Here is a 24,810-nt window from a genome sequence, read left to right as displayed (position 1 = left end):
AATCTACCAGCGCAAACGCCAAACTTGCAGGCACAACCATTCAGGGGACGAAAACCGAACAGGAACCTACTCCTGCCCGTTCCCGTCCAGCGCCGGGCTGTAGGCCGTATACCCGGGCCGCAGCCGCACGGACCTCTCCCCCAGCACCGCGATGTCTTCCCACATCACGAAGAAGGATCCGCGGTGCCGCCACCGCAGCAGCTGGGGCAGCGGCCACGGCTGCGTCAGATCGTTCCGCTCGTAGCCCAGGAAGGACGACCAGCTGTGCGGGCTGACGACCAGACCGAACAGGCGGGCGTCGGCCATCAGCCGGCGCGGGGCGCCGTCCACCACAAACCGGGCGTCGGCCACGCGCCCCAGCCGCACGCCGTCGTCGTCATGCACCGGGGTGCCCAAAAGATCACCGAGGATCACGGCGGCCTCCCGCCCCCGGAATCCGGGCGATGATCTTGTCGCGGATCCAGCGCTCCACCCAGTCTGCGTCGAGGCCCTGGCCGCTGACGCCGAGCCGGACCACCACGCCGACGCTGGCCACGTCCGTCCAGGGGATCCGGATCAGCCGGGACGACGGCGGTCTGCCGCCGAAGATGCGGGTCCCCAGCACCGGACCGGTCAGCAGCGCCGTGAGCACCGGCGCCGGCGTTCCCTCTGGAATCGCCGTGCCCAGGGAAAGCTCCGGTCTGCCCTCGGGGACGCCGAGTTCGAGGTCGTCCACCGTGGTGACCGGGACGCCGTCGCTGTCCAGAACCTGGCGGTCCAGGAGGTGCAGCTGGGCGTCCAGGGTCTGCCCGGCGACGGGCGGAACGGAGGGCAGCGGGCGGGGTGTTTTCATGCGCCGGCTCCTGTCACGATCATCAGCGGTATGGCCGCCAGCGAAGCCACGAGGATCACCACGAGGTAGATCATCGCCACCATATTCACGCCGCGGCCGTTGACGTGCCTGCCCATGTATTGGGGGTCGTTGGCCACGATCAGGATCGGCAGGTACGTCAGCGGCAGCGCCACGGCGGAGAACACCACCGAGTATTCGGTCACCAGCACGGGGTCCACGCCCGTGGCCAGCACCGCCAGCCCCACCAGCAGGCAGATGATCATCGACACGTGGAACCGGGCGGCCTCCGCGGGCTTGCGGAACTTGCCCCAGGACCAGCCGAAGAACTGCGCCAGCGTGTAGCCGCTGGACAGTGTCGTCTCCAGCGCGGCACCGAACGTGGCGGCCATCACGCCAATAAGTACGACGGCGAGCCCCAGTTTCCCGGCGCCCGCCGCTACCGGGAGGATCACCTGGGAGAGGGACGTGACGGCGATGCCCGCGGGAAGAAGCACGACGGCGGCGCACCCCGCGATCGCGACGGACAGCAGCCCGCCGAGCGGGAACCCCACCAGCACGTTAATGCGGGACTGGATCAGGTCCTTGATCTTCCACCCCTCCTCCACAGCGCCGGAGGAGAAGAAGAACACCTCGTACGGCGTCATCGCCGCGCCGAACAGGGCGATGGCGAAGTACCAGTAGGTGGCACCGGTTTCCTCGGCCGGGACGGCGGGGAGGGCCTGGCTGGCCAGGTTGCCCCAGTCGGGTTTGAGCAGGAAGAGCGCCACGGCGAAGACGATCAGCGTCAGTCCGAGGAGCCCGGTGACGTTTTCCATGATGGAGAACTTGACCCGCCAAATGACGAGCCACACGGCCACGGCCGCCAGCGGAATCCAGAGCAGGTAGTTGACGCTGCTGGCCAACTGCAGGGCCAGGGCGATGCCGCCGATCTCGGCGGTCACCGTCATCAGGTTGATGAGGAAGGAGGCGGACAGGTTGGCCAGCCCGGCGCGCGGCCCCAATCGTTCGCGGATCACCTCGAACGTGGCCCGACCCGACGCGGCCGCCACCCGCCCGGACATGTTGGCGAACACGCAGATGCCCACGACGCCGACGGCCACCACCCAGACCAGCGACATCCCGAACCGGGACCCGACGACGGCGTTGGTCACGAGGTCGCCGATGTCCACGAACCCGCCAATGGCGGTCAGGATGCCGAGCGCGACGTCGAGCAGGCGCTTCATTTCTTGCCCACCTTCGACGTGAGCTGCTCCAGCGCGTCCTCAGCCGCGGCGAGCGCCTTGTCTCCGTCCGAAAGGGATGGCCCGCCGTCGTCGGACGATACGGCGTCCCGCGCGGTGGTGAGGCTGGCGGCCGAACTCTCCAGCACCTTCAAAGCCTCCTCCCGCACCTGCCGGTCCTCGGGCGAGGTGGGCGAGAGGCGCAGGACGGTGTCGCGGCTGGTCTGCACTTCCTTGAGGGCGTCGTCGAGCGCGGTGGAGGTGGCGGCCCTGGTGAGCTTGCCGCCGGAGTCGAGGCCGACGGCGAGCTTGGCGGTGGCGATGGCGGAGGAGCTGTCCTGGGTGGCGGTGGACACGGCGTCTGTGACGGCGCTGCCGGCTGAGCAGGAGGTGAGGACGGCTCCGAGACAGGCAACGGCGGCGAGTGTCAGGCGGCCCGTCCGGGCTCCGGCTGGCCTGGTCAGCACCTTTCCTCCAGCCTCCGGGCAGGCCCGGTTCGTCCGAAACGCCGCTGCAATTAGTTGCCTTGAGCTATGTATAGCACTGCACGCCGGTAAACAGCAGACCGCCGCGAGGGGCAAGTTCCCGGCTCTCTGAAACGGTGGCCGGAGCCGCCGGGCGGGCGTATGATCCGGGCATGGGGCGGCATTCAGCCGCGCCCACGACATGCCGCCTGAGCCCTGCCACCCGGAGGTGCACCGATGGAAATGCCCAAACCGACCGAGGCTGACAAGAAACACTTCCGGGCCGTGGTCCCTGACCATCCCGGGGTGGTCATCAAGCCGATGTTCGGGAACCTGGGCGCGTTCGTGAATGGCAACATGTTCGCCGGGCTGTTCGGGCCCACCGTCGGCATCAAGCTCTCCGACGAGGACCGGGAGGTGCTGGAGTCCTCGGAGCGTACGGTCCCCTTCGGGCCGCCGGAACGTCCGATGGGCGGGTACACAGGGCTGCCGGAGATCTGGAACGAAGAAGGCGACGGCGATGACGCACGGGCCCGTGCCTGGACGGAGAAAGCATTCGCGTATGTGGCCAGCCTGCCGCCGAAGGCCGCGAAGGAACCCAAGCCCAAGGCCGCCAAGAAGTAGCCATGACCACCTCTCCGGCCGCCGCGCGAGAAATCGACGCCCTGGTGATCGGGTCGGGGCAGGCGGGCCTGGCCACGAGCTACTGGCTGAGCCGGGCCGGCGTCGACCATCTGCTGCTGGAGCAGCGCGCGCAGCTGGGCGGCGCCTGGCAGGACCGCTGGGACTCGTTCTATTTGAATACGCCCAACTTCGCGTTCCTGCTGCCGGGAATGACGTACGACGGACCCGAGCCGGACGCTTTCCTCCCCCGAGACGAGGTGATCGAGCTCTTCCGCGAGTACGCACGCCGGATTGATGCGCCGGTGCAGCTGGGGACCGAGGTGACGCGGGTCGCGCGAGCTGACGGCGGGTTCGCCATCGAGACGAACGGCGGAAGCTGGCTGGCACGGAACGTCGTCCTCGCGAACGGGGCCTATCAGCGGCCGCGGGTTCCGCCGTCGGCCGCCAACATTCCTGCGCACATTATCCAGCTGCACAGCCATGACTACCGCAATCCGGCGCAGCTGCCTGACGGCGCGGTGCTGGTGGTGGGCACCGGGCAGTCGGGCGGGCAGATCACCGAGGACCTGCTTGCCGCCGGCCGGGAGGTGCACCTGTCCGTCTCGGCCTGCCCCGAGGCGCCGCGGCGCTACCGCGGGCAGGACACGTTCTACTGGCTCCTCGAGGTCAACCTGCACGGGCCCGACTACGGCATCAACGGCCTGCAGCTGGCGCAGCTACCCTCGCACGCCGCGCGCTTCATGTGCAATCCGCTGGTATCCGGCAACGACGGCGGCCACAGCATCCGCCTGCGGGACCTGGGCCGCCAGGGCGTTCAGCTGCACGGCCACTATGAGGGAACGGACGACGGCGTCATCACCTTCAGCGACGACCTCGCCGCCCGCATCGCGCTGACGGAATCGGCGTTCGGGCAGCGGATGCAGGTGATGCTGGACGCGTACATCGCGGCGGCCGGGATCAAGGCGCCTGGTGCTGAACCCGTGCCGGCGGTCGACTGGCAGCCTTCCTCCTCCGGGGCGCGCCTGGACCTCGGCGCCGAGGGCATCACGTCCATCATCTGGAGCACCGGTTACGGGCTGGACTTCGGATTCCTCGACATCGCGGTTTTGGATGAATGGAACTACCCGCGCCATTCCCGCGGCGTCACCGAGGTCCCGGGGCTTTATGCGGTGGGGCTGCCGTGGCTTACGAAGCACGCATCGTCGACGGTGGCCGCTGTGGGGATGGATGCGGAGTACGTGGCGGCACACCTCGCCGCCCGTTAACTGCGTTGTCCTTGCCTGCCGCTTCCCACCGGTTCTAAAATTAGAGAACTTAGTTTTAGAAGCAGCGGGAGGCGAGTGAGATGGACTGGCAAGGCTGGGCGCTGTTCGGGTTGCTCGCCACCACAGCCCTGACCGCCGTCATGATCGCCTTCCAGATGGCCGGCTGGACGCGGCTGGACCTGCCGCTGGTCCTGGGCAGCCTGGTCACGCCGGATCCGGACAGGGCGAGGATCGCCGGCTTCTTCATCCACCTCGCGGCCGGGCAGGTCTTCGCCCTCGGCTACGCGGCCGTCTTTGCGCTGCTGGGCCGGGCCACCTGGTGGATCGGCGCCCTGCTCGGACTCCTGCACGTCGCCGTGGCGCTGACCGTCATCCTTCCGTTGCTGCCCGGCATCCATCCCCGGATGGCGAGTACCCGGGCCGGCCCCGCCAGCCGCGCCGCCCTTGAACCGCCCGGCCTGCTGGGCCTGAACTACGGAATCCAGACTCCGGCGGTGGCCGTGGCTGCCCATCTGGTCTACGGCTCGCTGCTCGGGCTGCTCCTTACTGCCGGCTGACGCCGCGCGGGAGAAGGTGAACGCACCATGGCCAACGTCAAATCCCCCGGCCTCGCGGACTACGGGCTCCTGGGAGATACGCGCACCGCCGCACTGGTCTCGGCCGACGGCGCCATCGACTGGCTCTGCGCGCCCGCCTTCGACGGCGAACCCGTCTTCGGCGCCCTGCTCGGCGGCCCGGACGCGGGCACTTTCCGCATAGGCCCCGGCACGGCCCGCCGAACGCCTCGTCCGCCGGTACCGGCCGCACACCGCCACGCTCGAGACGGTCTGGGCCACAGACGGCGGCATGCTTAAACTCACCGAAGCGATGGTGGCGGAAGTGTCCGGCCGCCTGCTGCCCACGACTCTCCTCGTCCGGCGACTGGAGGCCGACGGCGCACCGGCGGAAGCCGCCGTCGTATTTGACCCCCGCTTCGGCGAGCGACACCTCCGCCCCCGCGTCCGGCAGGACCGGCACGTGGTCTGCGATTGGGGCGCGCTGGCGCTGTCGCTCGGCTGCAGCGGCGGGCTTCGGGTGGAGCCGGGTACGACGACGAGAATCACCATTGAGCCCGGACGTCCCGTTGTGATGGTGCTCGCCCTGGCATACGCGGAGCCGCTGGTCTGGATCGATCCCGAAACGGCGTGGGATCTGGTGGAGGACGACGAGGACCGGTGGCGGGAGTGGGCGTCGGGCATCAGCGAGGACGTCCCGTTCCGGGAGGCTGTGCTGCGAAGCCTGCTGACACTGAAGCTGCTGACCTACTCCCCCTCGGGCGCGCCCGTCGCGGCCCCCACCACGTCCCTGCCGGAGGATCCGGGCGGCATCCGGAACTGGGACTACAGGTACGCGTGGCCGCGGGATGCCAGCATCGGCATCGCCGCGTTCCTCGGGCTGGGCAAGGATGCGGAGGCGCTGAACTTCCTGAACTGGCTGCTCCATGCGAGCAGGCTGCAGCGGCCCAGGCTGCCGGCCCTGCTGACCCTGACCGGCGGCCACGTCCCCCGCGAGCGCACCCTGGAGGGCTGGCCGGGCTACGCGGGCAGCGCCCCGGTGCGGGTGGGCAACGGGGCCGCGCACCAGCACCAGCTCGACGGCTACGGCTGGGTCGTCGATGCGGCGTGGAACCTGGTCCGGCAGGGGCACCGGCTCAATTCGGAAACGTGGCGGGCGATGCGCGGATTCACGGAACTCGTGGCGCGGCGCTGGCCGGAACCGGACGCGGGCATCTGGGAAATCCGTGCTGACGCCGCACACCACGTGCATTCCAAGATCATGGCCTGGCTGGCGCTGGACCGTGCCTTGCACATCGCCGAGACCCACCGCATCAGCGTCCGGCGGCGGCGCCGGTGGGAGGCGGCCCGCCGAGAGCTTGCCGGGGATATCCGGACTAAGGGGTTCGATCCTGCCCGAAACACGTACACCCGCTCGTACGGGTCCGGCGATCTCGACTCGGCCCTGCTGATCCTGCCGGTGACCGGTTTCGAAGACCTTGGCTCCGGCCGGCTGCGGGGCACGGTGGATGCGGTGTGGGCGGAGCTGTCGGCCGGCTACCCGTTCCTTTACCGCTACCCGCCGGGCCAGGACGGGCTGCCCGGGGACGAGGGTGCCTTCCTGCCCTGCTCCTTCTGGCTGGCGCAGGCACTTGCTTTGACGGGTCGGGCCGCGGAGGCGGCGGAAATGTTCGAGGCGCTTCTTGGGATCACGGGACCGCTGGGCGTGTTCAGCGAGGAGATCGATCCCGCCACCGGCGCCCTGCTCGGGAACTACCCGCAGGCCATGACCCACGCGGCACTGGTCCAGGCAGCGCTGGCCCTCCGCGATGTAACGCTGGTTGAGAAGCGCCCCGGGTTGAGGCTGCCGAAACCGAGCCCGCCGAAACCAAACCGGCCGCCGGTTGAGCCAGAGTTTTTGTCCAGATACTGGCCTCTAAAGCCGCGTTCGGAGTCAACAGGTCAGCGCGGCGCCAGCACTCAGTTTTCCTGCGCCGTCTCGGCCGCAAAGACCTTCTTCGCAACAGCCATGGCGGACATCGCCTTGGGCCAGCCGGCGTAAAAGGCGAGGTGGGTGACGGCCTCGATGAGCTCCTGCTCGGTCAGTCCGTTCTTCCTGGCGTAGTCGAGGTGGAAATTCAGCTGCTCGGCGTTTCCGCCGGCGAGGAGCGCCGCGACGGTGATGAGGCTGCGGTCGCGCTTGGAGAGCTCCGGGCGCTCCCACACCTCGTCGAAGAGGACTCGGTCCGTGTAGTGGACCAGGGCCGGCGCGAAATCTCCGAACGCGCGCTGGCCGCCGGTCCAGCCGGTTGTCTCGTCAGTCATGGTTATTCCTTTCAGTGGGGGTCGAATGGAACAAGTCAACGCCCCTATTGCGCCCGCGCGGGAGGCCCTGCCGATACGGGTACTGGCAGAGACTCCCTCACGACCCGATGTGAAAGTAGCGTGGTCAGCATGGACAACCGCTACGAGATCCGTGAGTTCCTCGCCACCCGCCGGGCGAAGCTCACCCCGGAGCAGGCAGGCCTGCCTACGTTCGGGGGCACCCGGCGCGTCCCCGGGCTGCGCCGCGAAGAGGTCGCGCTGCTGGCCGGCGTTTCGGTGGAGTATTACACCAAACTCGAACGCGGTTCCCTGGGCGGAGTGTCCGAAAGCGTGCTCGAGTCGCTCGGCAGGGCGCTCCAGCTCAACGAAGCAGAACGCGAGCACCTGCACAATCTGGCGCGCGCGGCGTCGCCTTCGGCCCGGCCGCGGCGCAAGCCCAGCGAGGCGGTGACCCCCAGCGTGCAGAGGCTGCTGGACTCGATGGTCGGCGTGCCCGCGTTCGTCCGCGACGGCCGGCTGGACGTGCTGGCGATCAACAGCCTTGGACGAGCCCTGTACTCGGAGGCCTACGCGCAGAACCCAAACAATGTGAACCTGGCACGGTTCAACTTTCTCGACCCCCGCTCGCACATCCTGTACCCGGACTGGGAGAAGGCGGCCAGCACCGCCGTCGCGATCCTTCATACCGAGGCAGGCCGTGACCCGTTCAACAAGTCCCTGACCGAACTGATCGGGGAGCTGTCCACCTGCTCGGAGGACTTCCGCACCCGCTGGGCACGGCACGACGTGCGCCTCCACCGGGGAGGCTACAAGGACTTCCGCCACCCCGCCGTCGGAGACCTCCACCTTGCGTTCGACGCCCTGATGCTCCCCAACGCGCCCGGGCTCACGCTCACCGCCTACAGCGCCGACCCCGGTACCCCGTCGGAGGACGGCCTCCGGCTGCTCGCCAGCTGGGCGGCGACAGAATCAACTTCCACAACCAGCAAGGAGAACGCATGAACATCGAACCCACCAGCCCCACCGGCAAGAACCCGCCCGAGCAGTTCGCCGGTGACGTGTGGCTGGACCCCATCGCGCTTCCCCACGAAGGCGACCAGCGAATGGTGGTCGCGACCGTGCGGTTCGCACCCGGCGCCCGCACCGCCTGGCACTCCCACGCCCGTGGCCAGTACCTCCGCGTCACCCAGGGCGTCGCCCGGTTCGGCGGCCGTGACGGCACGATTATCGAGGTCCACCCCGGCCAGACCCTGTACACCTCGCCCGGCGAAGAGCACTGGCACGCTGCCGCACCCGGCTGCTTCATGGAGCACATCGCCATGCTGGAGAACGGTGACGACCCGGCCGCCACCACCATCTGGGGCGAGCACATCACCGACGACGAGTACAACGGCACCCAGTCCTGATCGCTGCACCCGGGATCGGCCGACGCGGCCAGCATCACGATCAGAGCACCGACTACAACCTCGGGTTGACTTTCTTCGACACTGCCGAGGTGTACGGGCCGTACGTGAACGAGGAACTGGTCGGCGAAGCCTTGGAGCCGATCCGCCACCAGGTACAGGTGGCCACCAAGTTCGGGTGGCTCATCGGGGACGGAAAAAGCGTCGGCCTGGACAGCCGGCCGAGCAGATCCGGCGCGTCGCCGACGCCTCACTGAAGCGTCTTCGGACCGACGTGATCGACCTGTTCTACCAGCACCGCGTCGACCCCGGCGTTCCCATCGAGGACGTCGCCGGCACCGTCGGTGAGCTGATCGCGGAAGGCAAGGTCCGGCACTTCGGTCTGTCGGAAGCATCTGCAGGGACCATCCGTCGCGCGCACGGGGTCCAGCCGGTGACGGCGGTCCAGAGCGAGTACTCCCTGTGGACCCGCACCTGGGATACGTGAACCGCTGACCGGTCCTCTTGACCATACCTACCGTGATGTAGGCGGCGTTCATTCCCCGGCTGTGGCGGTGCCCCTGCCGGGCTCGGGCGGGACATCATCGACAGGAACGTAGTCGCCGTGCCGGTGGACGATCTTCCACTGTCCGCCTTCGCGGCGGTAGACGTGGGTGACGCGGACCTTGGTGGACTGGGGCGGACCGCCGTCGACCGACAGGTCAGCGCGCTCAAACCCGACGGTGTACGCAAGGTCCCCGCTGGCCCCGGCTGCCAGCAGCTCGAAACTGTAGGCGGTGCAGTTCGAGAACCGTGAGGCCACCCAGCGGAACGTCTGGCTGACGGTGTCCCATCCCACGTTTGACATGCCCATCGCACCCAACAAGGTGACCGGATCGGAGCGGGACCACAGGGCCATTCTCGGCTCCACCTCGCCGTTGTGGATCGCCGTTTCCGCTGCTATCTGCCGGTCCAGCATGGCGGTGAGGAAATCGTCGAGCTCGCTCATGTCCGTCTCCTTCGCCGGCCGAGGCGTCGCGCCGTGCCCTTCGGGGCTTTGCCGCCAGAGTGGCACTTCCCACGTATGGCGTCAACGGCAGGGCGACTTCAGTTGCCGAGAAGCCGGCGTTCGTGGGCAAACGCGATCAGTTGCAGTCGCGTTCGGAGCTGAAGCTTGTCCAGCACGCTGCGCAGGTGCGTCTTGACGGTGGCCTCGGAGACGAACAGGCCCTCGGCCATCTCTCCGTTGGTGAGTCCCTTCGCGGCGAGGAGGAACACGTCCCGCTCCCGGGCCGAGAGGACATCAAGGACTGACAGATCGGGCCCGGCAACCGGAGCCTGCCGTGCCGCGTGTTCGAACAAGGAGTGCACAGAGCCGGGCGCGATCACGGAATATCCGGAGTGGACGGTCCGTATGGCAGCGAGGAGGAACTCCGGCTCGGCGCTCTTGAGCAGATATCCGCTGGCCCCGGCCTGGACGGCCTCCACGACTGCCTGGTCCCGGTTGAAGGTGGTCAGCGCGATGATCTTTGGCTTGTCCGTGTTCGCGGCGTCGGCCTGGCTGATGATCCGGTTGGTGGCGGTGACGCCGTCCAGGACAGGCATGCGCAGGTCCATCAGCATCACGTCCGGACGGCGCTCGGCGGCGAGCGCCACGGCCTGCTCCCCGTCGGCGGCGTCTCCGGAGAACGCCATGTCCTGCTGGCTTTCGATGAGCATCCGGATGCCCGCCCGGAACAGGGGCTGGTCATCCACCAGGGCCACCTTGATGCGCGCTGCGGCCTCACCCACGGGTGCCGGCCTCCACCGCAACGGCGGACACCGCCCCGGCCGAGACGGCCACGAGATCGGTCTGCTGGCTAAGCCGGCCGCCGTCGTCCTCCGTCGTGCTGAGGTTTCCTCCCGTGTAGGGAATGAACACTGTCACCCGGAATTGCTCGCCGTCGGGTCCGGCCGTCAGCCAGCCGCCCGCCATGTGGGCGCGCTCGCGCATTCCGGGTAGGCCGCGGCCGGACCGCTGCGGTGCCGCCTCCTCCGGTTGTCCGGGTTTTGCGGCCACTGTTGCCGAGGCGGCGTGCAAGGTCAGTCCGGGGCCGCTCCAATCGAAGTGGAGACGGACGGCCGTTCCCCTCCCGCCGTGTTTGAGGGCGTTGGTCAGGCATTCCTGGACGATGCGGTAGACCGCCACCTGCTGTCCGCCTGACAGTTCAACGCGGGTTCCCGATTCACTGGATTCGATTTTCAGGCTGCCCCGCTGCATTCCCTCGATCAGCACCACAATGTCACTGAGCCGTGGCTGCGGGACGGCCAGGCCGTCGTCGCGCACCCCCTCGATGACGCGTTGGGCGTCCACCAGCGCAGTTCGGGCGGACCGCGCGATGTTTTCCAGTGCGCTGAGGACGGCCTTCGGCTGATCCTTGCTCAGGTACCGGGTGCCGTCGGCCTGCGCTGCTATGACCGCGAGGGAATGGGCGAGAACGTCGTGGAGATCCCGGGCGATGCGAGTCCGTTCCTGTTCCACGATCAGGTCCACCTCGGCCGCCTCAAGCGTGCTCTGGGCAAGGTCCCGTGCGCGGAACAGGGTGCCCCGCTCCTGGTAAAGGGCCAGCAGGAGCCCCACGGCGAAGCATGCCGCTGCGATCACAACGAAGAGGGCAAAAAGCTGCCAGCCGTTGCGGCGAAGCATGCCCAAGTCGCCGTCGAAATGGAGGAACCACCCGACGCCGGCGCCGTACCTCCACGAAAGCAGGAGGAATGCCATGGTGGCTGCGAAGAGCACATTGGCCCCGGCCGCGACCAGCCGCATCCGTCCCTGGTGCAGCCAGGCGATGAACACCAGTGCCACAAAGGAGCCGATGTAAATCGCCCAGTTGTTGTCGTACATCGGCGGGATCAGGTGTGCCAGCTGGCCGGCGAGCAGCAGGGAAACGAGTGCCAGCGACGCCGCCGGCTGCCAGGCGGCCACCGCAATCGCCAACGTGACCAGCACGAGCGGCCAGGTCCCGGGCCACGTCACCAATCCACCCGTTCCGAAGCCCACGATCGGTGCCATCCGGCCGGCTTCGGCCACGCACCACAGGGAGAAGAAAATGACGGCCGCCACCGGGGCGCCCCAACGCCGTGCAAACTTCATTACTGGTTCCATGCCTGCCACCCTATCCACGGCTTTCAGGCGCAAACCGCCGTTTCCGGCCAATCTCCACCTGGAAGCCAGAACATTCATTCCGGAAGCCAGCCACGGATGCCCGACGGCGGGACGTAAGGCGACCGCCGTCGGCCGTCAGTTCGGTTTTCCCTAAAGGGGGCTAACGCCCCATTTGGGGGAAGTGCGGGCATTCCGGCAAGGTTTTCCCAGTGACTCCAGCCCACACTAGGGCCCGTTACACCTCAGGTCTCGGCATCTCCAAGGGGGAGAACGAACTCGCGGCGCTTCTCGCGGGTCCGTTGCATGTCAACCCATAGGATCCCAATGGCTGGAGGAGACAATGGCGTCTCGCAGGGAAGTACTGAAACTAGGTGTGGTCGGCGCTGCCATGACGGGAGCGTTGGCCGGAAGCGCCGAGGCGGCGACACCGGAACCCATAAGCCAGAGCCAGCTGGCGCCGCAGAACACCCCGGTCCCGTTCAGGGGTGTCTTTCGGCGGCCCCCGGAGCTCGTGCCGTTTCAGAAGGGCTTCGATGGCGGCGACCCGAAACGGCCATTCGAGCGCTACGCCCTCACCCAGAAACTCGGACAGGCCCACTTCCTGCCGGGCCTCACCACCACTTTGGCCGGGTACAACGGCATCTTCCCGGGCCCCACGATCCGGGCGAAGCAGGGCACCAGGATCGAGGTGCGGATCCGCAACGCGTTCCCGCAGCAGGGCCTGGTCCAGCCGGGCCCATTCAGCACGTCCACACACCTGCATGGCTCGGCGTCCCTGCCCCAATACGACGGCTATGCCAATGACATCACCGTTTCCGGCTTCTTCAAGAACTACCGCTATCCCAACAGGCAGGCGGCGCGGACGCTTTGGTACCACGACCACAAGCACCACATCACGGCCCAGAATGTGTATTCGGGGCTGGCGGCGTTCTACCCGCTGTCCGACCGGTTTGAGAAGGCGCAGCTGCCGCAGGGCGAGTTCGACGTGCCGCTGATGCTTTCCGACGCTCTGTTCCGGTCGGACGGCTCGCTCGGCTACAACGACAACGGGCAAAAGGGGCTGTGGGGCGACATCATCCTGGTCAACGGGGTGCCGTGGCCCACCATGAAGGTCAAGCCGCGCATCTACCGTTTCCGCGTGCTCGACGCGTCCATTTCACGCTCCTACCGGCCTACCCTCTCCAACGGGGAACCCGTCTACATCGTGGCCACCGACGCCGGGCTGACACCGGTCGTCCAGGCCGTGTCGTCATGGCGGATGGGCACCGCTGAACGCACCGAAATCCTGATCGACTTCCGCAAGTACAGGCCCGGGCAGACCGTCGACCTGCGGAACCTCAGCAACAAAAACAACATCGACTTTGCCAACACGAACAAGATCATGCGGTTCCAGGTGGTCGCCGATTCGGGCTCCGGGGCAGGGTCGATCTCCGCCATCCCGTCCAGGCTGGACAACGGAGGGTCGCCCCGGGCGGCCCAGGGCGGCATCGACACGATGAGCCTGACCCCGCAGATGGCCACGGTGAAAAGGCAGCTCAGGTTCGAGCGCCAGAACGGCCTGTGGACCATCAACGGGGTCATCTGGGACGACATTGAGCGGTCCGGGTTCACCAAGCTGTTCGGCAATCCGCAGCCCTTCGCCGTCGAGCAGTGGACCATCACCAACCAGTCCGGAGGATGGTTCCACCCGGTGCACATCCACCTGATCGACGCCAGGATCATCGCCCGCAACACCAACGGCGGCAAACCGTTCGCCTGGGAGCTCGGCCCCAAGGACGTCTTCTACGCCGGGGAGAACGAGTCCATCACGGCGCTGATGCAGTTCGATGCCACGCCGCAGGAGGGAGGGCGGTACATGATCCACTGCCACAACCTGGTGCACGAGGACCACGACATGATGGTCCAGTACGCGGTGGCCAACCTGCGGACCAACGACCCCATCACCGCGGACCCGCCCAGGCGTGACACCCTGCCCGCGAACGCCTTCCCGCCGGTCTACCGGCCGCTGTTCCCGCCGGGGACGTGACCTCACTGCCACCCCGAGTTTTTGGGCACGTATCGCGACTTGAATCGAGCCAAGCGACGATTATCTGGACAAAAACTCGGGGTGGAGTCGGGGCCGCAGACAACGCCGGCCCCTAGATCTACAATGGGCATCCACAGGCAGGTGCGCGGGCGCTCCTGCTTCGTTCGTGGACGGTGGAACGCCGCCCCGGACGGATCATGAATGGGGATGACTGATCATGAGCGACGGCGCACCTGACTCCGGACCGGAGCCCCGCGCCGTCGGGCCGCGTAAGCCGTCCAATCCCCCACGCGTCGGGTCAGGCAGGGAAAGTACGACGGCGGCCAGCGGGCCGCCTGCCCCGCCCACCATGGCGGTGGTGAGCAGGGAGGAAAGTCCCGCACAGGCGCTGGACAACTATGCCGAGTTCATCGCACGGCTGGACGCCGCGGCCGGCAAACTCACTCCGCGCCGCGATGCCCTGGCCACGGCCCTCGGCGCTGCGGAACTGCTCCTCGCCCAGAACCAGACAGGGCTCGGGCTGTGGGGCCAGCGCCTCTCGCTCATCAGCCAGCTCCTGGCCCGGCACGGCGGAGCCGACGAGGCGCGGAGATACAGCACCCTGAGGGAACTCCAGGACGTGGCAGCCAAGATGGAGCGGATGTTCTCCAGCCGCACCCAGCGCATCCGGGACGTTTGCCATTCGATCCGGGAACGCCGGGACCAGATCAACACGTCGCTGTTCGAGCTGGAGAAGAGCAGAGTCAAACTGACGTCGTCCCGGATGCTCGCGCTGGAACGGGAAAACCTCCGGAAGGTGGCCGATGATCTTTCCCTCTCCCCGGAGGGCACCGGCCTCGGCTTCCCGGATCCCGATCTCCGGGAAAGCCTTCGGGAAGCCCGCGAGGCAATCATTCTGGCCGAGGCCCTGCTGGAAGTGAAAGGGATCTGATCATGCCAACTCCACGGACCCAATCCCGGGAAGTCTGCAGTTTCACCTCCAGGCAATGGAGCGGCAGGCCGGCCGACGGCGCGGGCGCCGCGTTCGGCGGGTTCTCCGTCATCGGCTTCGTCATTTGCCTGCTGCTGATGACCTTCACGCCTGCCCTCAGGGACGTCGGGGCCACGATGATGTTCGTCGCGGGCTTCGCCACATTGTTCACGGTCCTGGCCATTGTCGGCAGGAAGACGAGCGAGCGGGCGTTCCTGCAGCGGCTGACCGGGACCGTCAATGAGGTGATTCTTGAACTGACGGCGGGCCGGACCAGCCAGCTCTCGCCGGATGGCCTCCGCTCACTCCTCGTCGAGGGCGGGAGCCTCCCACTGCTGGTGAACGGGGTGTCCGGCCTGCACCTGAAGGCGGTCCGGCAGGCCTCCCCCAAGCCGAAGCAGAATGCCAAGCCGAAGGCCGAGGTGGTCACCACAACGCGGATCGTCATCACGGCCACGCCACCGGACTACGGCATCCACAGTTTCGACCGGCTCCTCGAAACCGTGACAACGGACCCCGGCTTCAATTCGGCCGCCTCATAGGCCCCACCCACCCGGCCGGGGCCCACACCACCCCAGTTTTTGGGCAGATGTCGCGACTTGAATCGTGCCAAACGACGATTATCTGGACAAAAACTCGGGGTGGGTGGCGGAACGGAAAAGAGGGCGCGCCCGGTCTGCCGGACGCACCCTCCCCTTTCCGCGGAACCCCCAAGCAATTGCGCGGAGCCTTCAAGCCGGGGCTCAGTCGATGAGCACCGGGGGCTCGACGCGGTCCGCAGGCTCGGCGCGGTCCGCAGAAGCAACGCGATCCGAGGACGACACGCCCGCCGAAGTCCGGGCGGAGCGGTGGTGCAGCCAGTTCGCCACCGCCAGGAGGGCCACGAGGCCGAACGTGCTCAGGAGCTGGGGACGGGAGTCCTCGCCGATGAAGCCGACCGTGAAGATGGCCGCGAGGATGAGCAGGCCGAGGCCCGTCAGCCAGGGGAAGCCAGCCATCCGCAGCGGAAGGGCAATTCCCTCGCGGTCCGCGCGGAGGCGCAGGGCAAGCTGGGCGAGGAGGGCGGACGTCCACACCAGCAGGGACGTCGAGCCCACGATGTTCAGCAGGAGGGGAAGGACCTTCTCCGGGAAGGCCACCTCGAGCACCGCCGTCACGACGCCGAAGGAGACGCTGGCCAGGACTGCCACCACCGGGACCCGGGCTTTGGACAGGGAGGCGAGGACGCGCGGCGCTTCACCGCGTTCGGCGAGGGAGAACGCCATCCGGGAGGCGCCGTAGAGGTTGGCGTTGAGGGCGGAGAGCAGTGCCGCGACGGCAACGAAGGTGATGGCGGTGGCTGCACCGGGCATGCCTGCGGCGTCCAGCACGGCAGCGAACGGGCTCTTCAGGCCGGCCGACCCCACAGGAACCACGGCCGCGATGATGAAGATGGCGCCGATGTAGAAGATGAGGATGCGCCAGAGGACCGTGCGGACGGCCTTGCCGACGCTGCGGGCAGGATCCTTGGTTTCGGCGGCGGCCACGGAGACAATCTCGGTGCCGCCGAAGGCGAATGCCACCACGAACAGCGCCGTGGCGATCCCCGCGAAACCGTGCGGAGCGAAATCGGCCCCGGTGAAGGTGGCCAGGCCCGGCGACGCGACGCCCGGCAGCCAGCCGAAGAGGAGCGCGGCGCCGATGAGCAGGAACCCGACGATGGCGGCCACCTTGAGCAGCGCGAACCAGAACTCGAATTCGCCGAAGTTCTTCACGTGGGTGAGGTTCACGGCGGTGAGCACGGCGATGAACACGAAGGCCATGAGCCATACCGGCAGGGCCGGGAAGATCGTGGCAAGCAGGCCAGCCGCACCCAGCGCTTCAGCGGCGATGACCACCACCAGCTGCAGCCACCAGAGCCAGCCCACCGTGGCACCGGCCACGGGTCCGAAGGCGCGGGCGGTATAGACCGAGAAGGCGCCGCTGTCCGGGTTGGCGGCGGCCATCTCACCAAGGGCCCACATCACGAGGATGATGAGGGTGCCGGCCACCAGGTATGAGATCAGCACCGCCGGGCCGGCGGCCTGAATGCCGGCGCCAGAACCGATGAAGAGACCAGCGCCGATGGCGCTGCCGAGTCCCATCATCGTGAGCTGGCGGGGTTTGAGGGCGGCGCCAAGCGCCGGGGCAGACGTCATTGTCCGTTGTTCCATGAAGAGTCCTCTGGGTTGTCTGTCGAACGGTGAGAGTGGGACGGGTAAAGGCGGAACGGGTAAGGGTGGAACGGGTAGGGGCTTCAGGCCGCGCAGGCTGCCAGGACGGCTGTCATAACCTGGAGCACGCGGTCGTTGGAGGCGGGGTCGGCAACGGTGATCCGGACGCCGTCGCCCTGGTAGGCGCGGACCATGATGTCCGCCTGGTCGAATGCGGCCACGAGCCTCGCCCGGAGGTCATCGTCGGCCCGGATCCACAGGAAGTTGCCCTGGCTCGGCTGCAGCTTCCAGCCCTGGGCCGCCAGCTGTGCGGCCAGCCGCGAGCGCTCCTGCTTGACGACGGCGACCCTCGCCTGCATCTCGTCGGCCGCGTCCAGCGAGGCGATGGCAGCCTTCTGGGCCAGGGCCGTCACGGCGAACGGAATGGCAGTCCTGCGCAGTCCCTCGGCGATTGCCGGCGCGGCCACGGCGTATCCCACGCGCAGGCCGGCGAGTCCGTAGGCCTTCGAGAAGGTGCGGAGGATGCACACGTTGGGGTACTCACGGTAGAGCGCCAGGGAGTCGGGCCCGGTGCCCGCCTCGGCGTATTCCACGTAGGCCTCGTCGATCACCACGAGGACGTCCGAGCGGATGGACCGGAGAAACGCCTCGATGCGTTCATGGCTGATGGGGACGCCGGTCGGGTTGTTGGGGGTGCAGAGCAGGACAATCCTGGTCCGGTCGGTGACGGCGGCGGCCATGGCGTCGAGGTCGTGGCCCTCGGCGTCATCCAGCGGGATCCGAACCGGCCTCGCACCGGCCAGCTCCACCAGGATGGGGTAGGCCTCGAAGCTCCGCCACGCGAAGATCACTTCATCCCCCGCGTCGCAAACCCCGGTGATGATCTGCTGCAGAACGCCGACGCTGCCGGGTCCCACCGCGATCTCGCCGGCGGTGACAGCAAGGTGCCCGGCGATCCGTTCCCGGAGTTCGACGGCGGCCATGTCCGGGTAGCGGTTCATCTTGCCGGCCGCTTCAGCCACCGCAGCGGCTGCCGCGGGCAGGGGTTCGTAGTGGCTTTCGTTGCTGGCGAGGGCTGCGATGTCCTCGCCGGCACTGCGCCGGCCCGGAACATAGGACGGCAGGCCGGAGACCGCTGCACGCAGGGTGGGGTGCGCGGTTTCCGGAGCCATCAGTATCTGATCACTGGTCATGGGTGTTGATCATGGAAGTGACCCGGGCCACATTGCAAGATACTGTGGACACCTTGGGATTTCTGCTCAACTTCTATCGTCTGTGGTGAAAATATGACCATCCCGGCTCCCCGCACCTTCGATTCCCTGGACGCCAGGATCATCCTCGCGCTCGACAAGGACCCTGAAGCCAGCGCCCTGGCACTGTCCCGGACGCTCGGCGTCGCACGCAACACCGTGCACGCACGCCTGGCGAAGCTGGAGAGCGGCGGCGCCCTCAGGTCCTTCAGCCGGAGACTGGACCCGGCGGCGCTCGGCTACGGCCTGCTGGCTTTCCTTTCCCTGGCCATCAGCCAGGCCCGCGCCAAATCGGTGGAAAGCGGTCTCGAGGCGATTCCGGAGGTCATCGAGGTGCATGCCACCACGGGAGATGCGGACCTCATGGCCAAGGTGGTGGCCCGGGATACGGCCGATCTCTACCGCATCACCAACCAGATCCTGGAAATCGACGGGATCCAGCGGACCAGCACGGCCATCTCCGTCGTGGAGCTCATGCCGCCCCGCTACGACGGCCTGCTTGCCCGGCTGTCACAGCAGGAGAGCCGCCAGTCCGGCTAGGGCAGGGGTGACCCACACCACTTGTGGTCATATTTTCAGTAGAACTGTGTGACTACTGACAAATATCCCAGCCAAAATCCAGTCTCTTGCCTATCGAGGATCCAGATCCGACGATTCCTGCATGACTTCTCTTACAGTGTCCGGCCGGGTGGCGCAGGTTCTCAGCAGCTATGTCAGCGATGTGTTCGGTGTGATGGGCAACGGCAACGTGTACTTCCTGGATGCTGCCGAGAAGGAGGGCCTCCGCTTCACCGCCGTTCGCCATGAAGGTGCCGCCATCGCGGCGGCGGACGCCTACTACCGGGCATCAGGGCGCCTCGCCGTGGGGACCACCACCTACGGCCCCGGCTACACCAACGCCCTGACGGCCCTCGCGGAAGCGGTCCAGGCGCAGATCCCGGTGGTGCTCGTCACCGGCGACGCACCGAGCAGCGGCGCCCGCCCCTGGGACGTGGACCAGGCGGCGATCGCCGCAGGGCTGGGCGCGGCGACCTTCACCGTCACCCGTGACGCCGCCGGCTCCATCACCCAGGAGGCGGTGGAGTACGCACTTGCCCGGCGGACCGCCGTCGTCATTGCCGTTCCGTACGACCTGGCGGCCGTTGATGCGGCGGAGGAAGAGCTTCAAGTGCCGCCGGCGGCGGCTGCCGTGAGGGACGGGGCCGACGGCGGACTCGGACGGGCGGCCGAACTGCTCGCCGCCGCGAAGCGGCCGCTCATTCTGGCCGGCCGCGGTGCGCACCTCGCCGGCGCCGGTCCCGAACTCCGGGAACTCGCGGACCGCCTCGGCGCGCTTACGGCCGGGACCGCGCTGGCGCTGAACCTGCTGCAGGGCGAGGGTTACCTCGGCGTCGCGGGCGGCTTCGGCACGGATACCGCCGCCGGGCTCATGGGCGAGGCGGACGTGGTGCTCGTGGCGGGCGCAAGCCTGAGCCCCTTCACCATGCGCTTTGGGCACCTGATCGGCCCGGACGCCACCGTGATCCAGATCGACGCCGCCTTGGAGCCGACCAACCCGCGGGTGGACCTGTTCGTCAGTGCGGACGCGAAGGCCGCCGCAGGTGGGCTCCTCCGGCTGCTGGACAATGCCGCGCCGTCGCAGTCCGCCCGGGCCAATGCCTCGAAGGGCTGGCGCGGGGAAGCACTCACGCGTCTGGCCGAAGGACCGGGCCACCACCCCGGGAACGCGGAGACCGCGGACGGCCGGCTCGACCCCCGGGCGCTGGCCACGGCGCTGGATGCCGTGCTGCCGGAACGCCGCACCGTGGTCCAGGATGGCGGGCACTTCCTGGGCTGGGCACCCATGTACTGGCGCATCCCGCGCCCGCAGGACCTGGTCATGGTGGGAACGGCGTTCCAGTCGATCGGCCTCGGCCTGGCCAGCGCCGTGGGGGCCGCCCGCGCCGTGGACGCTGGCAACACCTTGGTGCTGGCCGCGGGCGACGGCGGTTTCCTGATGGGCCTGTCCGACCTGGAGTCGCTGGTGGGCGCGGCGAGCAGTGCCGTCGTCGTGATTTACAACGACGCCGCCTACGGGGCCGAGATCCATCAGTACGGCTCGCAGGGCCTGACCGAGAAGCCCATGCTGATCCCCGAGGTGGACTTCAGCGGGATTGCCCGCGCGATCGGGGCGGAATCCGCGATCATCCGCAAACTGTCGGACCTCTCCGCGCTCACGGACTGGATCGACGCCGGCGCCAAGGGCACCTTCGTGGCCGACTGCCGCATCACCTCAAGCGTCCGCGCCCCGTGGCTGACCGAATGGATGCAGGCCAAGGAGGCTGAAAAGGAGAAGGTCGCCGGCTGACGGCCTTCCCGCGCGCGGCATATTGGGGGGAGTTTTTGTCCAGATAATGGCTTCTGGAGGGCTTTAAGCCGCCATTATCTGGACGAAAACTCAAGGGGCGCATCGTAGAATCGCCCGGTTAGAGAAACGTCGCGGCCATTATTGGGGGAACATACCGTGCTGGAATTGGAGCGCATCTACTGGACGCGGGTTGCCCTGCGGCTGGCAAACGCCGCCGCCACCATTTGGCTGGCCGCCGCCGTGGTCTTTTCCTTTCACCCCAACACGGTCCACACAACCTTCGGCACGGGCGGCCCCGCGGTCTCCGACATCCTGCGGGCGATGTTCGACGGCGTCCTGGAGGCAATCACAGCCCCGGCCCTGGCCATGCTTGCCCTGGTCGCCACCGCGCTTTTCCTCCGCTTCCGGGACGTCCGACGGCGGGACCCGGTCCGCCGTTTCACGCGCCAGCAGCGCCGCGAAGGGATGGCCCGGGCCGGGGGACAGTGCGAGATGGAGACGGGCTTCAGCCGCCGTTGCTCCCGTCCCGCAGAGCATGGTGACCATTTCTACCCGTGGTCCAAGGGCGGCTCGACCAGCCTGCAGAACTTCGTCGCGGCATGCAGCAGGTGCAACCGGGGGAAGGGTGCGCGGATCCCGTCGCCGGCCCAGCAGGCACGACTTGAACGACGGCGGAGGGCCTACGTTTTGTCCGAGGATGCGGTCCGCGTCGGCGAGCGCCGAGAATTGCCGTAACGGGACACCGAACCGGTCACGGGACACGCAAATCCGCGCGTCCCAAGACCGTTTTCCTGTCATTCGGCCGCCCGTTGAGCCCGCCGAATCCAGACTCGGCCCTCGTCGTAACGGGCAAGTGCTTCGATGTAGACAGCAGCGGTTTCCTGGTCGCCCCCGTCCCTGTACTTGGCGATGATATTCGCCAGGTCGCGTTTGATGACCCAATGCGCGTCGTACGGTTCACTGGGACGGGGAACGTAATCGTTCATGATGCCGCGTCCACTTGCGCCTCTTCACGCTCCAGCAGACAGCGCAGAAATGCCGCCTGATTGTCGGTTTCCCGCTGTTGGCGCGGGGAGAACCAGTCCAGCGCTTCTTTGTCGTCAGCCATGATGTTCGACCCTTCCAGGTTATGGATTGACGGTGAACCTGTTAAGGCAAGATCGGCGAAAGTTTCAGGCAAGAAGGGCGAAGCTCTTCCTCCACAGCGTTGCTTCCCTGTAGAGCCTAGGGCTGGACAACATTCACGAGTTCCGACCTGGCACCCGACTGGAGATCCTCGGTCAGGACCAATGTTTTGACCTCGGGGCAGTAATACTTGTGCTCCCGCGCATTCTCAAGCGGCGACCAATCCAACACCTTGACGCAGTCGGTGTATTTGCCGGCTTTCGTGGAGACGCTCTGACCGGTGGCGACGGTGTCCCTCATGTCCTCCGCGTTGCCAATGTAGAATTCCTGCCGGTAGGAATCGCCAACGCGCTGGTCGGCCTTTATCCAAATCCCGGCTTTTGCCCCGTCTTTTCCGTGGAGGAAGCTGCCCCCATGGTGTAGCAGGAACCCGTTCCAGTAGTTATTCACATCTTCCCCGAAGTACCACACGTCACCGTTCTTGTGTTGCGCAAGGTAATCCCTGGTTTCCTCCACCAGCTGGCCGTTTTTGTATTCCTTGTCCAGATATACGACGGTCTCGAAGCCCTCGATCCGCTTTTTCTCCGGCAGGATCTCAATCTCGATCCGTTCGGTGGCTCCTCCCTGGCCGGCCGTCTCATACGTCATTTTCTTGCCGACGGGGAGTGCGAAGTACTTATTGGTTATGTTGGTGCTGAAATCTGCCGGACTGATCTCGGGGTTGTACTCCCCGGCCCGGCTCCTTTTCACGTTGTCGTTGTACAAAAACACTCCCCCGCCGACAACCAGCAACAAGACCAGGACACCCAGAAAGATTTTGGTCCGTAGAGGCATGACCTTTTCCCACTCCTCACTGAGTAGAAATTCCTATAAAGGGTCAGGGCAACGCTGCCCATGGCCATAGAAAAAAGGTAGTGCAGTCCGCCCTGAAGCAGAACCCAGCAAATAAAACGGCTGGGTCGACGCAGGGCCACTTACTGGACCACAGACTCGGGCGTCTGTTCACCCACTCGTGGGTCAGCCTGGCGGTGGACAAGGAGCCATTCGTTGCCCTCCCGCCGGTAGATGTTCGTCGTGCGGAGGGCCACGTCGTCCAGATCCGCCCGTCCCGCAACCCGAACCCTGAACCGCTCGATGAGCACCACGTAGGCAAGGTCCCCTACGACGGCGGTGGCCTGGTTTTCCAGGGAGATGACCTCTCCGTCACGGTAAATCGCCGCTGCCTTGGCGACAGTGGTGGTGACGTTGTCCCACCCTCGGGAAACGCCGCCGAAGGGATTGGCCAAAGTCACCTCGTCATTCTTGGCGAACAGCGCCTGAAAGGGCGCAGGGTCACCCTTCACGATCTCGCCAAGTGCGGCACCCAGACGCTCGACCACGCCATCAAAGTTTGAATCAGCCATCACCCTCACCACTCCGAAACAACCACGCCTTCTGGCGCTGAGCCCAGTATGCGCCCCGCGGTCCCGGATAGCGCCTCCTCGCTTGCAGGTGCCCGGCTCATAGGTGCCCCGGCCCCAACCGCGGCTTGCAAATCGGGCGACCGCTTCCGACGGTTAAACTCCCTTTGTCCTGGCCTGGACCAGGTTGGCGAAGGGCAGCTTTCCGTAGATCCTGACGAACTCCGCGTGGTAGGCGGCTTCGGCAGGATTCACCTCCTCTGGTGCCAACTCCTTCCACGCGATAACCAGCGACTGGGAGTCGGCGAGTTGCCAGATGAGCCGCCCGTCCCAAAGGGCGACAGGCTTCCCGCGGCCGAAGTCAGTGAACTCCTGAATATGCTTTCGCAGTCCGCGGTTGCCCGTGCTTCCTGGGCCGGCTTTTCCGATATACAGGACATCCGCGTTCTCGATCCACTCCGCATCCAAGGCGGCTTGGGGCAGGGATGGATCCCGCTTCTTAAAGCGGGCTCCCAAGCTCTTCGCAAGGAACACCCGCTCGAAGCCCTCGGGTTTGAGCACCACATAGATTCCGGGGGCCCGTGGAACCCGGTTGATATCCAGCTGATCAAAAGATCTGAATCCAGCGAACCCGTCGTCTTTTAGCGTCTGCCTGTTGATCTGCAATGCGTGTTCCTTATATCGGGACGGTTGCCGGCGGGCTCCAATGGGCTGAGAACCAGCGGGTCAGGAGCCAGCCGGTGTAACGGGCGGCGGCGAGGTGGGCGTCCTTGTGGGTGAGGTCGTCACCCTTGACGACGGCGAACATGCCGGCGCCGGGGTCGGTGACGATGGTCCGATTATCGCCCTTGCGGGACATGATGCCTCGGCCGGAGTGGATGCGGAATTCTGGCACGTTGCTGAGTCCGGCACGTTGACCGTGTCAGACCTTTGACAACGACCCCCACCAACCGGTGAAGTCTACAGACACTAGGGCAGACTGGGGCATAGGCGCTTCAAACAGAAGCCGCAGAGGGGGCCTCATGGTTTTTGACTTCGTCCTGTTTCTCGTCGAGGGCGCGCTGACCTTCGCCGAGCACCTGTTCCTTCGCGGCAGGGCTTCTGGCAAAGGGAGGGCCCGCAGGAGTTTGGAGCGAAGGAAGGCTCAACGCTCCGAAAATCAGAAGGCCTGACGCCAGGGCAGGGGCGTGGCCGCCGCAGTGTGCGTGGAATTTTCGTACAGATAATGGCTTCCGGAGGCCTCTTAGCGGCCATTATCTGGACAAAAACTCGGGCCCCGGCGAGCGCCCGCCGCTTATCCAGCCCCGCTGACGGAGCCCGTCGAAAGCAGCTTCAGTCGTCGCCGTAGCGGGCAAGTGCCTCGATGTAGACGGCGGCCGTTTCGTAATCGCCCCTGTCGGTGTACTTGGCGATGATGTTCGCCAGGTCGTGTTTGATCACCCAATGCGCGTCATACGGTTCGTGCGGACGGGGAACAAAGTCGTTCATGATGTCCATTCCTTCCAAGCTATGAACTGATAGTGACCCCGTTCGGGCAAGGTCACCGAAAGTTTTAGTCAAGATCGGCAAAGTTCTTGTGGGTGCAATTGGAGCCCGGCCGGGAAGGCTCACCGTTACTGCAACGCGGGGTCACTAGCGCCGCATTGAGGCCCGGAATTGGGCGGTAAGTGACCCCGCGTTGCTTCTTCGGATGTCAGAGGTGCCCCTTAG

30 protein-coding genes and 1 pseudogene are annotated in these 24,810 nt (G+C 66.7%); 14 read left to right on the top strand and 17 right to left on the bottom strand.

All coding sequences use genetic code 11. The annotated features are described in order from the left end of the window. Positions 1-66: 66 nt before the first annotated feature. The 4 genes from ACFTSA_RS07175 to ACFTSA_RS07160 are packed head-to-tail and all read right to left on the bottom strand — an operon-like array spanning position 67 to position 2,519. Positions 67-414, bottom strand: coding sequence for a PRC-barrel domain-containing protein (locus ACFTSA_RS07175; RefSeq protein WP_377950582.1), 348 nt, complete (start codon positions 412-414; stop codon positions 67-69). Then, positions 401-832 (bottom strand): hypothetical protein, encoded by a 432-nt coding sequence (locus ACFTSA_RS07170; RefSeq protein ID WP_377950581.1) that lies wholly within the window; start codon positions 830-832, stop codon positions 401-403. The genes ACFTSA_RS07175 and ACFTSA_RS07170 overlap by 14 nt, the downstream gene beginning before the upstream one ends. After that, positions 829-2,055, bottom strand: coding sequence for an Nramp family divalent metal transporter (locus ACFTSA_RS07165; RefSeq protein WP_377950580.1), 1,227 nt, complete (start codon positions 2,053-2,055; stop codon positions 829-831). Before ACFTSA_RS07165 ends, ACFTSA_RS07170 begins: the two co-directional genes overlap by 4 nt. Continuing rightward, positions 2,052-2,519 carry a hypothetical protein gene (locus tag ACFTSA_RS07160; protein WP_377950579.1) on the bottom strand — a complete coding sequence of 156 codons (468 nt, stop codon included), beginning with the start codon at positions 2,517-2,519 and terminating at the stop codon, positions 2,052-2,054. Before ACFTSA_RS07160 ends, ACFTSA_RS07165 begins: the two co-directional genes overlap by 4 nt. 234 nt (positions 2,520-2,753) lie before the next feature. Here ACFTSA_RS07160 and ACFTSA_RS07155 point away from each other — a divergent pair, with 234 nt between their 5' ends. The 5 genes from ACFTSA_RS07155 (at position 2,754) to ACFTSA_RS07135 (ending at position 7,000) form a co-directional block, all read left to right on the top strand. Then, positions 2,754-3,140: a TfoX/Sxy family protein gene (locus ACFTSA_RS07155; protein ID WP_377950578.1), complete on the top strand. Its 387-nt coding sequence runs from the start codon at positions 2,754-2,756 to the stop codon at positions 3,138-3,140. A 2-nt stretch (positions 3,141-3,142) separates the two neighbouring features. Next, positions 3,143-4,405: a flavin-containing monooxygenase gene (locus tag ACFTSA_RS07150; RefSeq protein WP_377950577.1), complete on the top strand. Its 1,263-nt coding sequence runs from the start codon at positions 3,143-3,145 to the stop codon at positions 4,403-4,405. 80 nt (positions 4,406-4,485) lie between these two features. Then, positions 4,486-4,962: a hypothetical protein gene (locus ACFTSA_RS07145; protein WP_314196145.1), complete on the top strand. Its 477-nt coding sequence runs from the start codon at positions 4,486-4,488 to the stop codon at positions 4,960-4,962. Positions 4,963-4,989: 27 nt separating this feature from the next. Next, positions 4,990-5,259 carry a trehalase-like domain-containing protein gene (locus ACFTSA_RS07140; RefSeq protein ID WP_377950576.1) on the top strand — a complete coding sequence of 90 codons (270 nt, stop codon included), beginning with the start codon at positions 4,990-4,992 and terminating at the stop codon, positions 5,257-5,259. Next, positions 5,252-7,000: a glycoside hydrolase family 15 protein gene (locus ACFTSA_RS07135; protein ID WP_377950575.1), complete on the top strand. Its 1,749-nt coding sequence runs from the start codon at positions 5,252-5,254 to the stop codon at positions 6,998-7,000. Before ACFTSA_RS07140 ends, ACFTSA_RS07135 begins: the two co-directional genes overlap by 8 nt. On the opposite strand, the gene ACFTSA_RS07130 is transcribed toward ACFTSA_RS07135, so the two are convergent. Next, positions 6,919-7,263, bottom strand: coding sequence for a carboxymuconolactone decarboxylase family protein (locus ACFTSA_RS07130; RefSeq protein WP_377950574.1), 345 nt, complete (start codon positions 7,261-7,263; stop codon positions 6,919-6,921). The two genes, ACFTSA_RS07135 and ACFTSA_RS07130, sit on opposite strands and share 82 nt — an antisense overlap. A gap of 129 nt (positions 7,264-7,392) precedes the next feature. On the opposite strand from ACFTSA_RS07130, the gene ACFTSA_RS07125 reads away from it, so the two are divergent. The 3 genes and pseudogenes from ACFTSA_RS07125 to ACFTSA_RS07115 form a co-directional block, all read left to right on the top strand. Continuing rightward, on the top strand, positions 7,393-8,265 hold the full coding sequence (locus tag ACFTSA_RS07125) for a helix-turn-helix transcriptional regulator (protein ID WP_377950573.1): 873 nt from the start codon (positions 7,393-7,395) through the stop codon (positions 8,263-8,265). After that, on the top strand, positions 8,262-8,669 hold the full coding sequence (locus tag ACFTSA_RS07120) for a cupin domain-containing protein (RefSeq protein WP_377950572.1): 408 nt from the start codon (positions 8,262-8,264) through the stop codon (positions 8,667-8,669). Before ACFTSA_RS07125 ends, ACFTSA_RS07120 begins: the two co-directional genes overlap by 4 nt. A 62-nt stretch (positions 8,670-8,731) precedes the next feature. Next, a pseudogene (locus tag ACFTSA_RS07115) lies at positions 8,732-9,138 on the top strand (aldo/keto reductase); the annotation flags it as partial. A gap of 63 nt (positions 9,139-9,201) precedes the next feature. Here ACFTSA_RS07115 and ACFTSA_RS07110 read toward each other — a convergent pair. The 3 genes from ACFTSA_RS07110 to ACFTSA_RS07100 form a co-directional block, all read right to left on the bottom strand. Next, positions 9,202-9,654, bottom strand: coding sequence for a YybH family protein (locus tag ACFTSA_RS07110; protein ID WP_377950571.1), 453 nt, complete (start codon positions 9,652-9,654; stop codon positions 9,202-9,204). A 98-nt stretch (positions 9,655-9,752) separates the two neighbouring features. Further along, positions 9,753-10,436 carry a response regulator gene (locus ACFTSA_RS07105; RefSeq protein WP_377950570.1) on the bottom strand — a complete coding sequence of 228 codons (684 nt, stop codon included), beginning with the start codon at positions 10,434-10,436 and terminating at the stop codon, positions 9,753-9,755. After that, positions 10,429-11,778, bottom strand: coding sequence for a sensor histidine kinase (locus ACFTSA_RS07100; protein WP_377950569.1), 1,350 nt, complete (start codon positions 11,776-11,778; stop codon positions 10,429-10,431). The genes ACFTSA_RS07105 and ACFTSA_RS07100 overlap by 8 nt, the downstream gene beginning before the upstream one ends. Positions 11,779-12,130: 352 nt before the next feature. On the opposite strand from ACFTSA_RS07100, the gene ACFTSA_RS07095 reads away from it, so the two are divergent. The 3 genes from ACFTSA_RS07095 (at position 12,131) to ACFTSA_RS07085 (ending at position 15,328) form a co-directional block, all read left to right on the top strand. Next, positions 12,131-13,816: a multicopper oxidase family protein gene (locus ACFTSA_RS07095; protein ID WP_377950568.1), complete on the top strand. Its 1,686-nt coding sequence runs from the start codon at positions 12,131-12,133 to the stop codon at positions 13,814-13,816. Positions 13,817-14,033: 217 nt separating this feature from the next. Continuing rightward, positions 14,034-14,747 (top strand): hypothetical protein, encoded by a 714-nt coding sequence (locus tag ACFTSA_RS07090; protein ID WP_377950567.1) that lies wholly within the window; start codon positions 14,034-14,036, stop codon positions 14,745-14,747. A 2-nt stretch (positions 14,748-14,749) separates the two neighbouring features. Then, a complete protein-coding gene (locus ACFTSA_RS07085) occupies positions 14,750-15,328 on the top strand; it encodes a hypothetical protein (protein WP_377950566.1) in 579 nt (192 codons plus the stop codon). Positions 15,329-15,529: 201 nt separating this feature from the next. Here the strand turns inward: ACFTSA_RS07085 and ACFTSA_RS07080 are convergent, their stop codons facing one another. Together ACFTSA_RS07080 and hisC are read right to left on the bottom strand one after the other, a co-directional pair. Further along, positions 15,530-16,978, bottom strand: a complete 1,449-nt coding sequence (locus ACFTSA_RS07080; protein WP_377950565.1) for an amino acid permease — start codon at positions 16,976-16,978, stop codon at positions 15,530-15,532. A gap of 83 nt (positions 16,979-17,061) precedes the next feature. Next, entirely contained in the window at positions 17,062-18,171 is a 1,110-nt protein-coding gene (gene hisC / locus ACFTSA_RS07075) for a histidinol-phosphate transaminase (RefSeq protein ID WP_377950564.1), read from the bottom strand. Between the two features lie 93 nt (positions 18,172-18,264). Here hisC and ACFTSA_RS07070 point away from each other — a divergent pair, with 93 nt between their 5' ends. The 3 genes from ACFTSA_RS07070 (at position 18,265) to ACFTSA_RS07060 (ending at position 21,310) form a co-directional block, all read left to right on the top strand. Then, positions 18,265-18,768 carry an Lrp/AsnC family transcriptional regulator gene (locus ACFTSA_RS07070; RefSeq protein ID WP_377950563.1) on the top strand — a complete coding sequence of 168 codons (504 nt, stop codon included), beginning with the start codon at positions 18,265-18,267 and terminating at the stop codon, positions 18,766-18,768. A 121-nt stretch (positions 18,769-18,889) separates the two neighbouring features. After that, on the top strand, positions 18,890-20,575 hold the full coding sequence (locus ACFTSA_RS07065; RefSeq protein WP_377950562.1) for a thiamine pyrophosphate-binding protein: 1,686 nt from the start codon (positions 18,890-18,892) through the stop codon (positions 20,573-20,575). Between the two features lie 156 nt (positions 20,576-20,731). Continuing rightward, positions 20,732-21,310 (top strand): HNH endonuclease, encoded by a 579-nt coding sequence (locus tag ACFTSA_RS07060; protein WP_377950561.1) that lies wholly within the window; start codon positions 20,732-20,734, stop codon positions 21,308-21,310. A gap of 59 nt (positions 21,311-21,369) precedes the next feature. Here ACFTSA_RS07060 and ACFTSA_RS07055 read toward each other — a convergent pair whose 3' ends face one another. The 7 genes from ACFTSA_RS07055 to ACFTSA_RS07025 form a co-directional block, all read right to left on the bottom strand. After that, positions 21,370-21,561 carry a hypothetical protein gene (locus tag ACFTSA_RS07055; protein ID WP_377950560.1) on the bottom strand — a complete coding sequence of 64 codons (192 nt, stop codon included), beginning with the start codon at positions 21,559-21,561 and terminating at the stop codon, positions 21,370-21,372. Continuing rightward, positions 21,558-21,755, bottom strand: a complete 198-nt coding sequence (locus ACFTSA_RS07050; RefSeq protein ID WP_377950559.1) for a hypothetical protein — start codon at positions 21,753-21,755, stop codon at positions 21,558-21,560. The genes ACFTSA_RS07055 and ACFTSA_RS07050 overlap by 4 nt, the downstream gene beginning before the upstream one ends. A gap of 44 nt (positions 21,756-21,799) precedes the next feature. Beyond that, the gene (locus ACFTSA_RS07045; protein ID WP_377950558.1) at positions 21,800-22,534 is read right to left on the bottom strand and encodes a hypothetical protein; all 735 of its coding nucleotides are present in this window, start codon (positions 22,532-22,534) and stop codon (positions 21,800-21,802) included. A 140-nt stretch (positions 22,535-22,674) separates the two neighbouring features. Then, complete coding sequence (locus ACFTSA_RS07040) at positions 22,675-23,103, bottom strand: YybH family protein (protein WP_377950557.1); 429 nt, start codon at positions 23,101-23,103, stop codon at positions 22,675-22,677. A 153-nt stretch (positions 23,104-23,256) separates the two neighbouring features. After that, a complete protein-coding gene (locus ACFTSA_RS07035) occupies positions 23,257-23,766 on the bottom strand; it encodes a hypothetical protein (protein WP_377950556.1) in 510 nt (169 codons plus the stop codon). Positions 23,767-23,776: 10 nt separating this feature from the next. Next, positions 23,777-23,995, bottom strand: a complete 219-nt coding sequence (locus tag ACFTSA_RS07030; protein WP_377950555.1) for a hypothetical protein — start codon at positions 23,993-23,995, stop codon at positions 23,777-23,779. Positions 23,996-24,432: 437 nt separating this feature from the next. Beyond that, positions 24,433-24,588: a hypothetical protein gene (locus ACFTSA_RS07025; RefSeq protein ID WP_377950554.1), complete on the bottom strand. Its 156-nt coding sequence runs from the start codon at positions 24,586-24,588 to the stop codon at positions 24,433-24,435. Positions 24,589-24,810: the final 222 nt, after the last annotated feature.

Source organism: Arthrobacter sp. NPDC057013 (genome assembly GCF_042674585.1).
In the GTDB taxonomy this organism is placed as follows: Bacteria; Actinomycetota; Actinomycetes; order Actinomycetales; family Micrococcaceae; genus Arthrobacter.
This window is presented reverse-complemented; position numbering and strand designations above follow the sequence as displayed.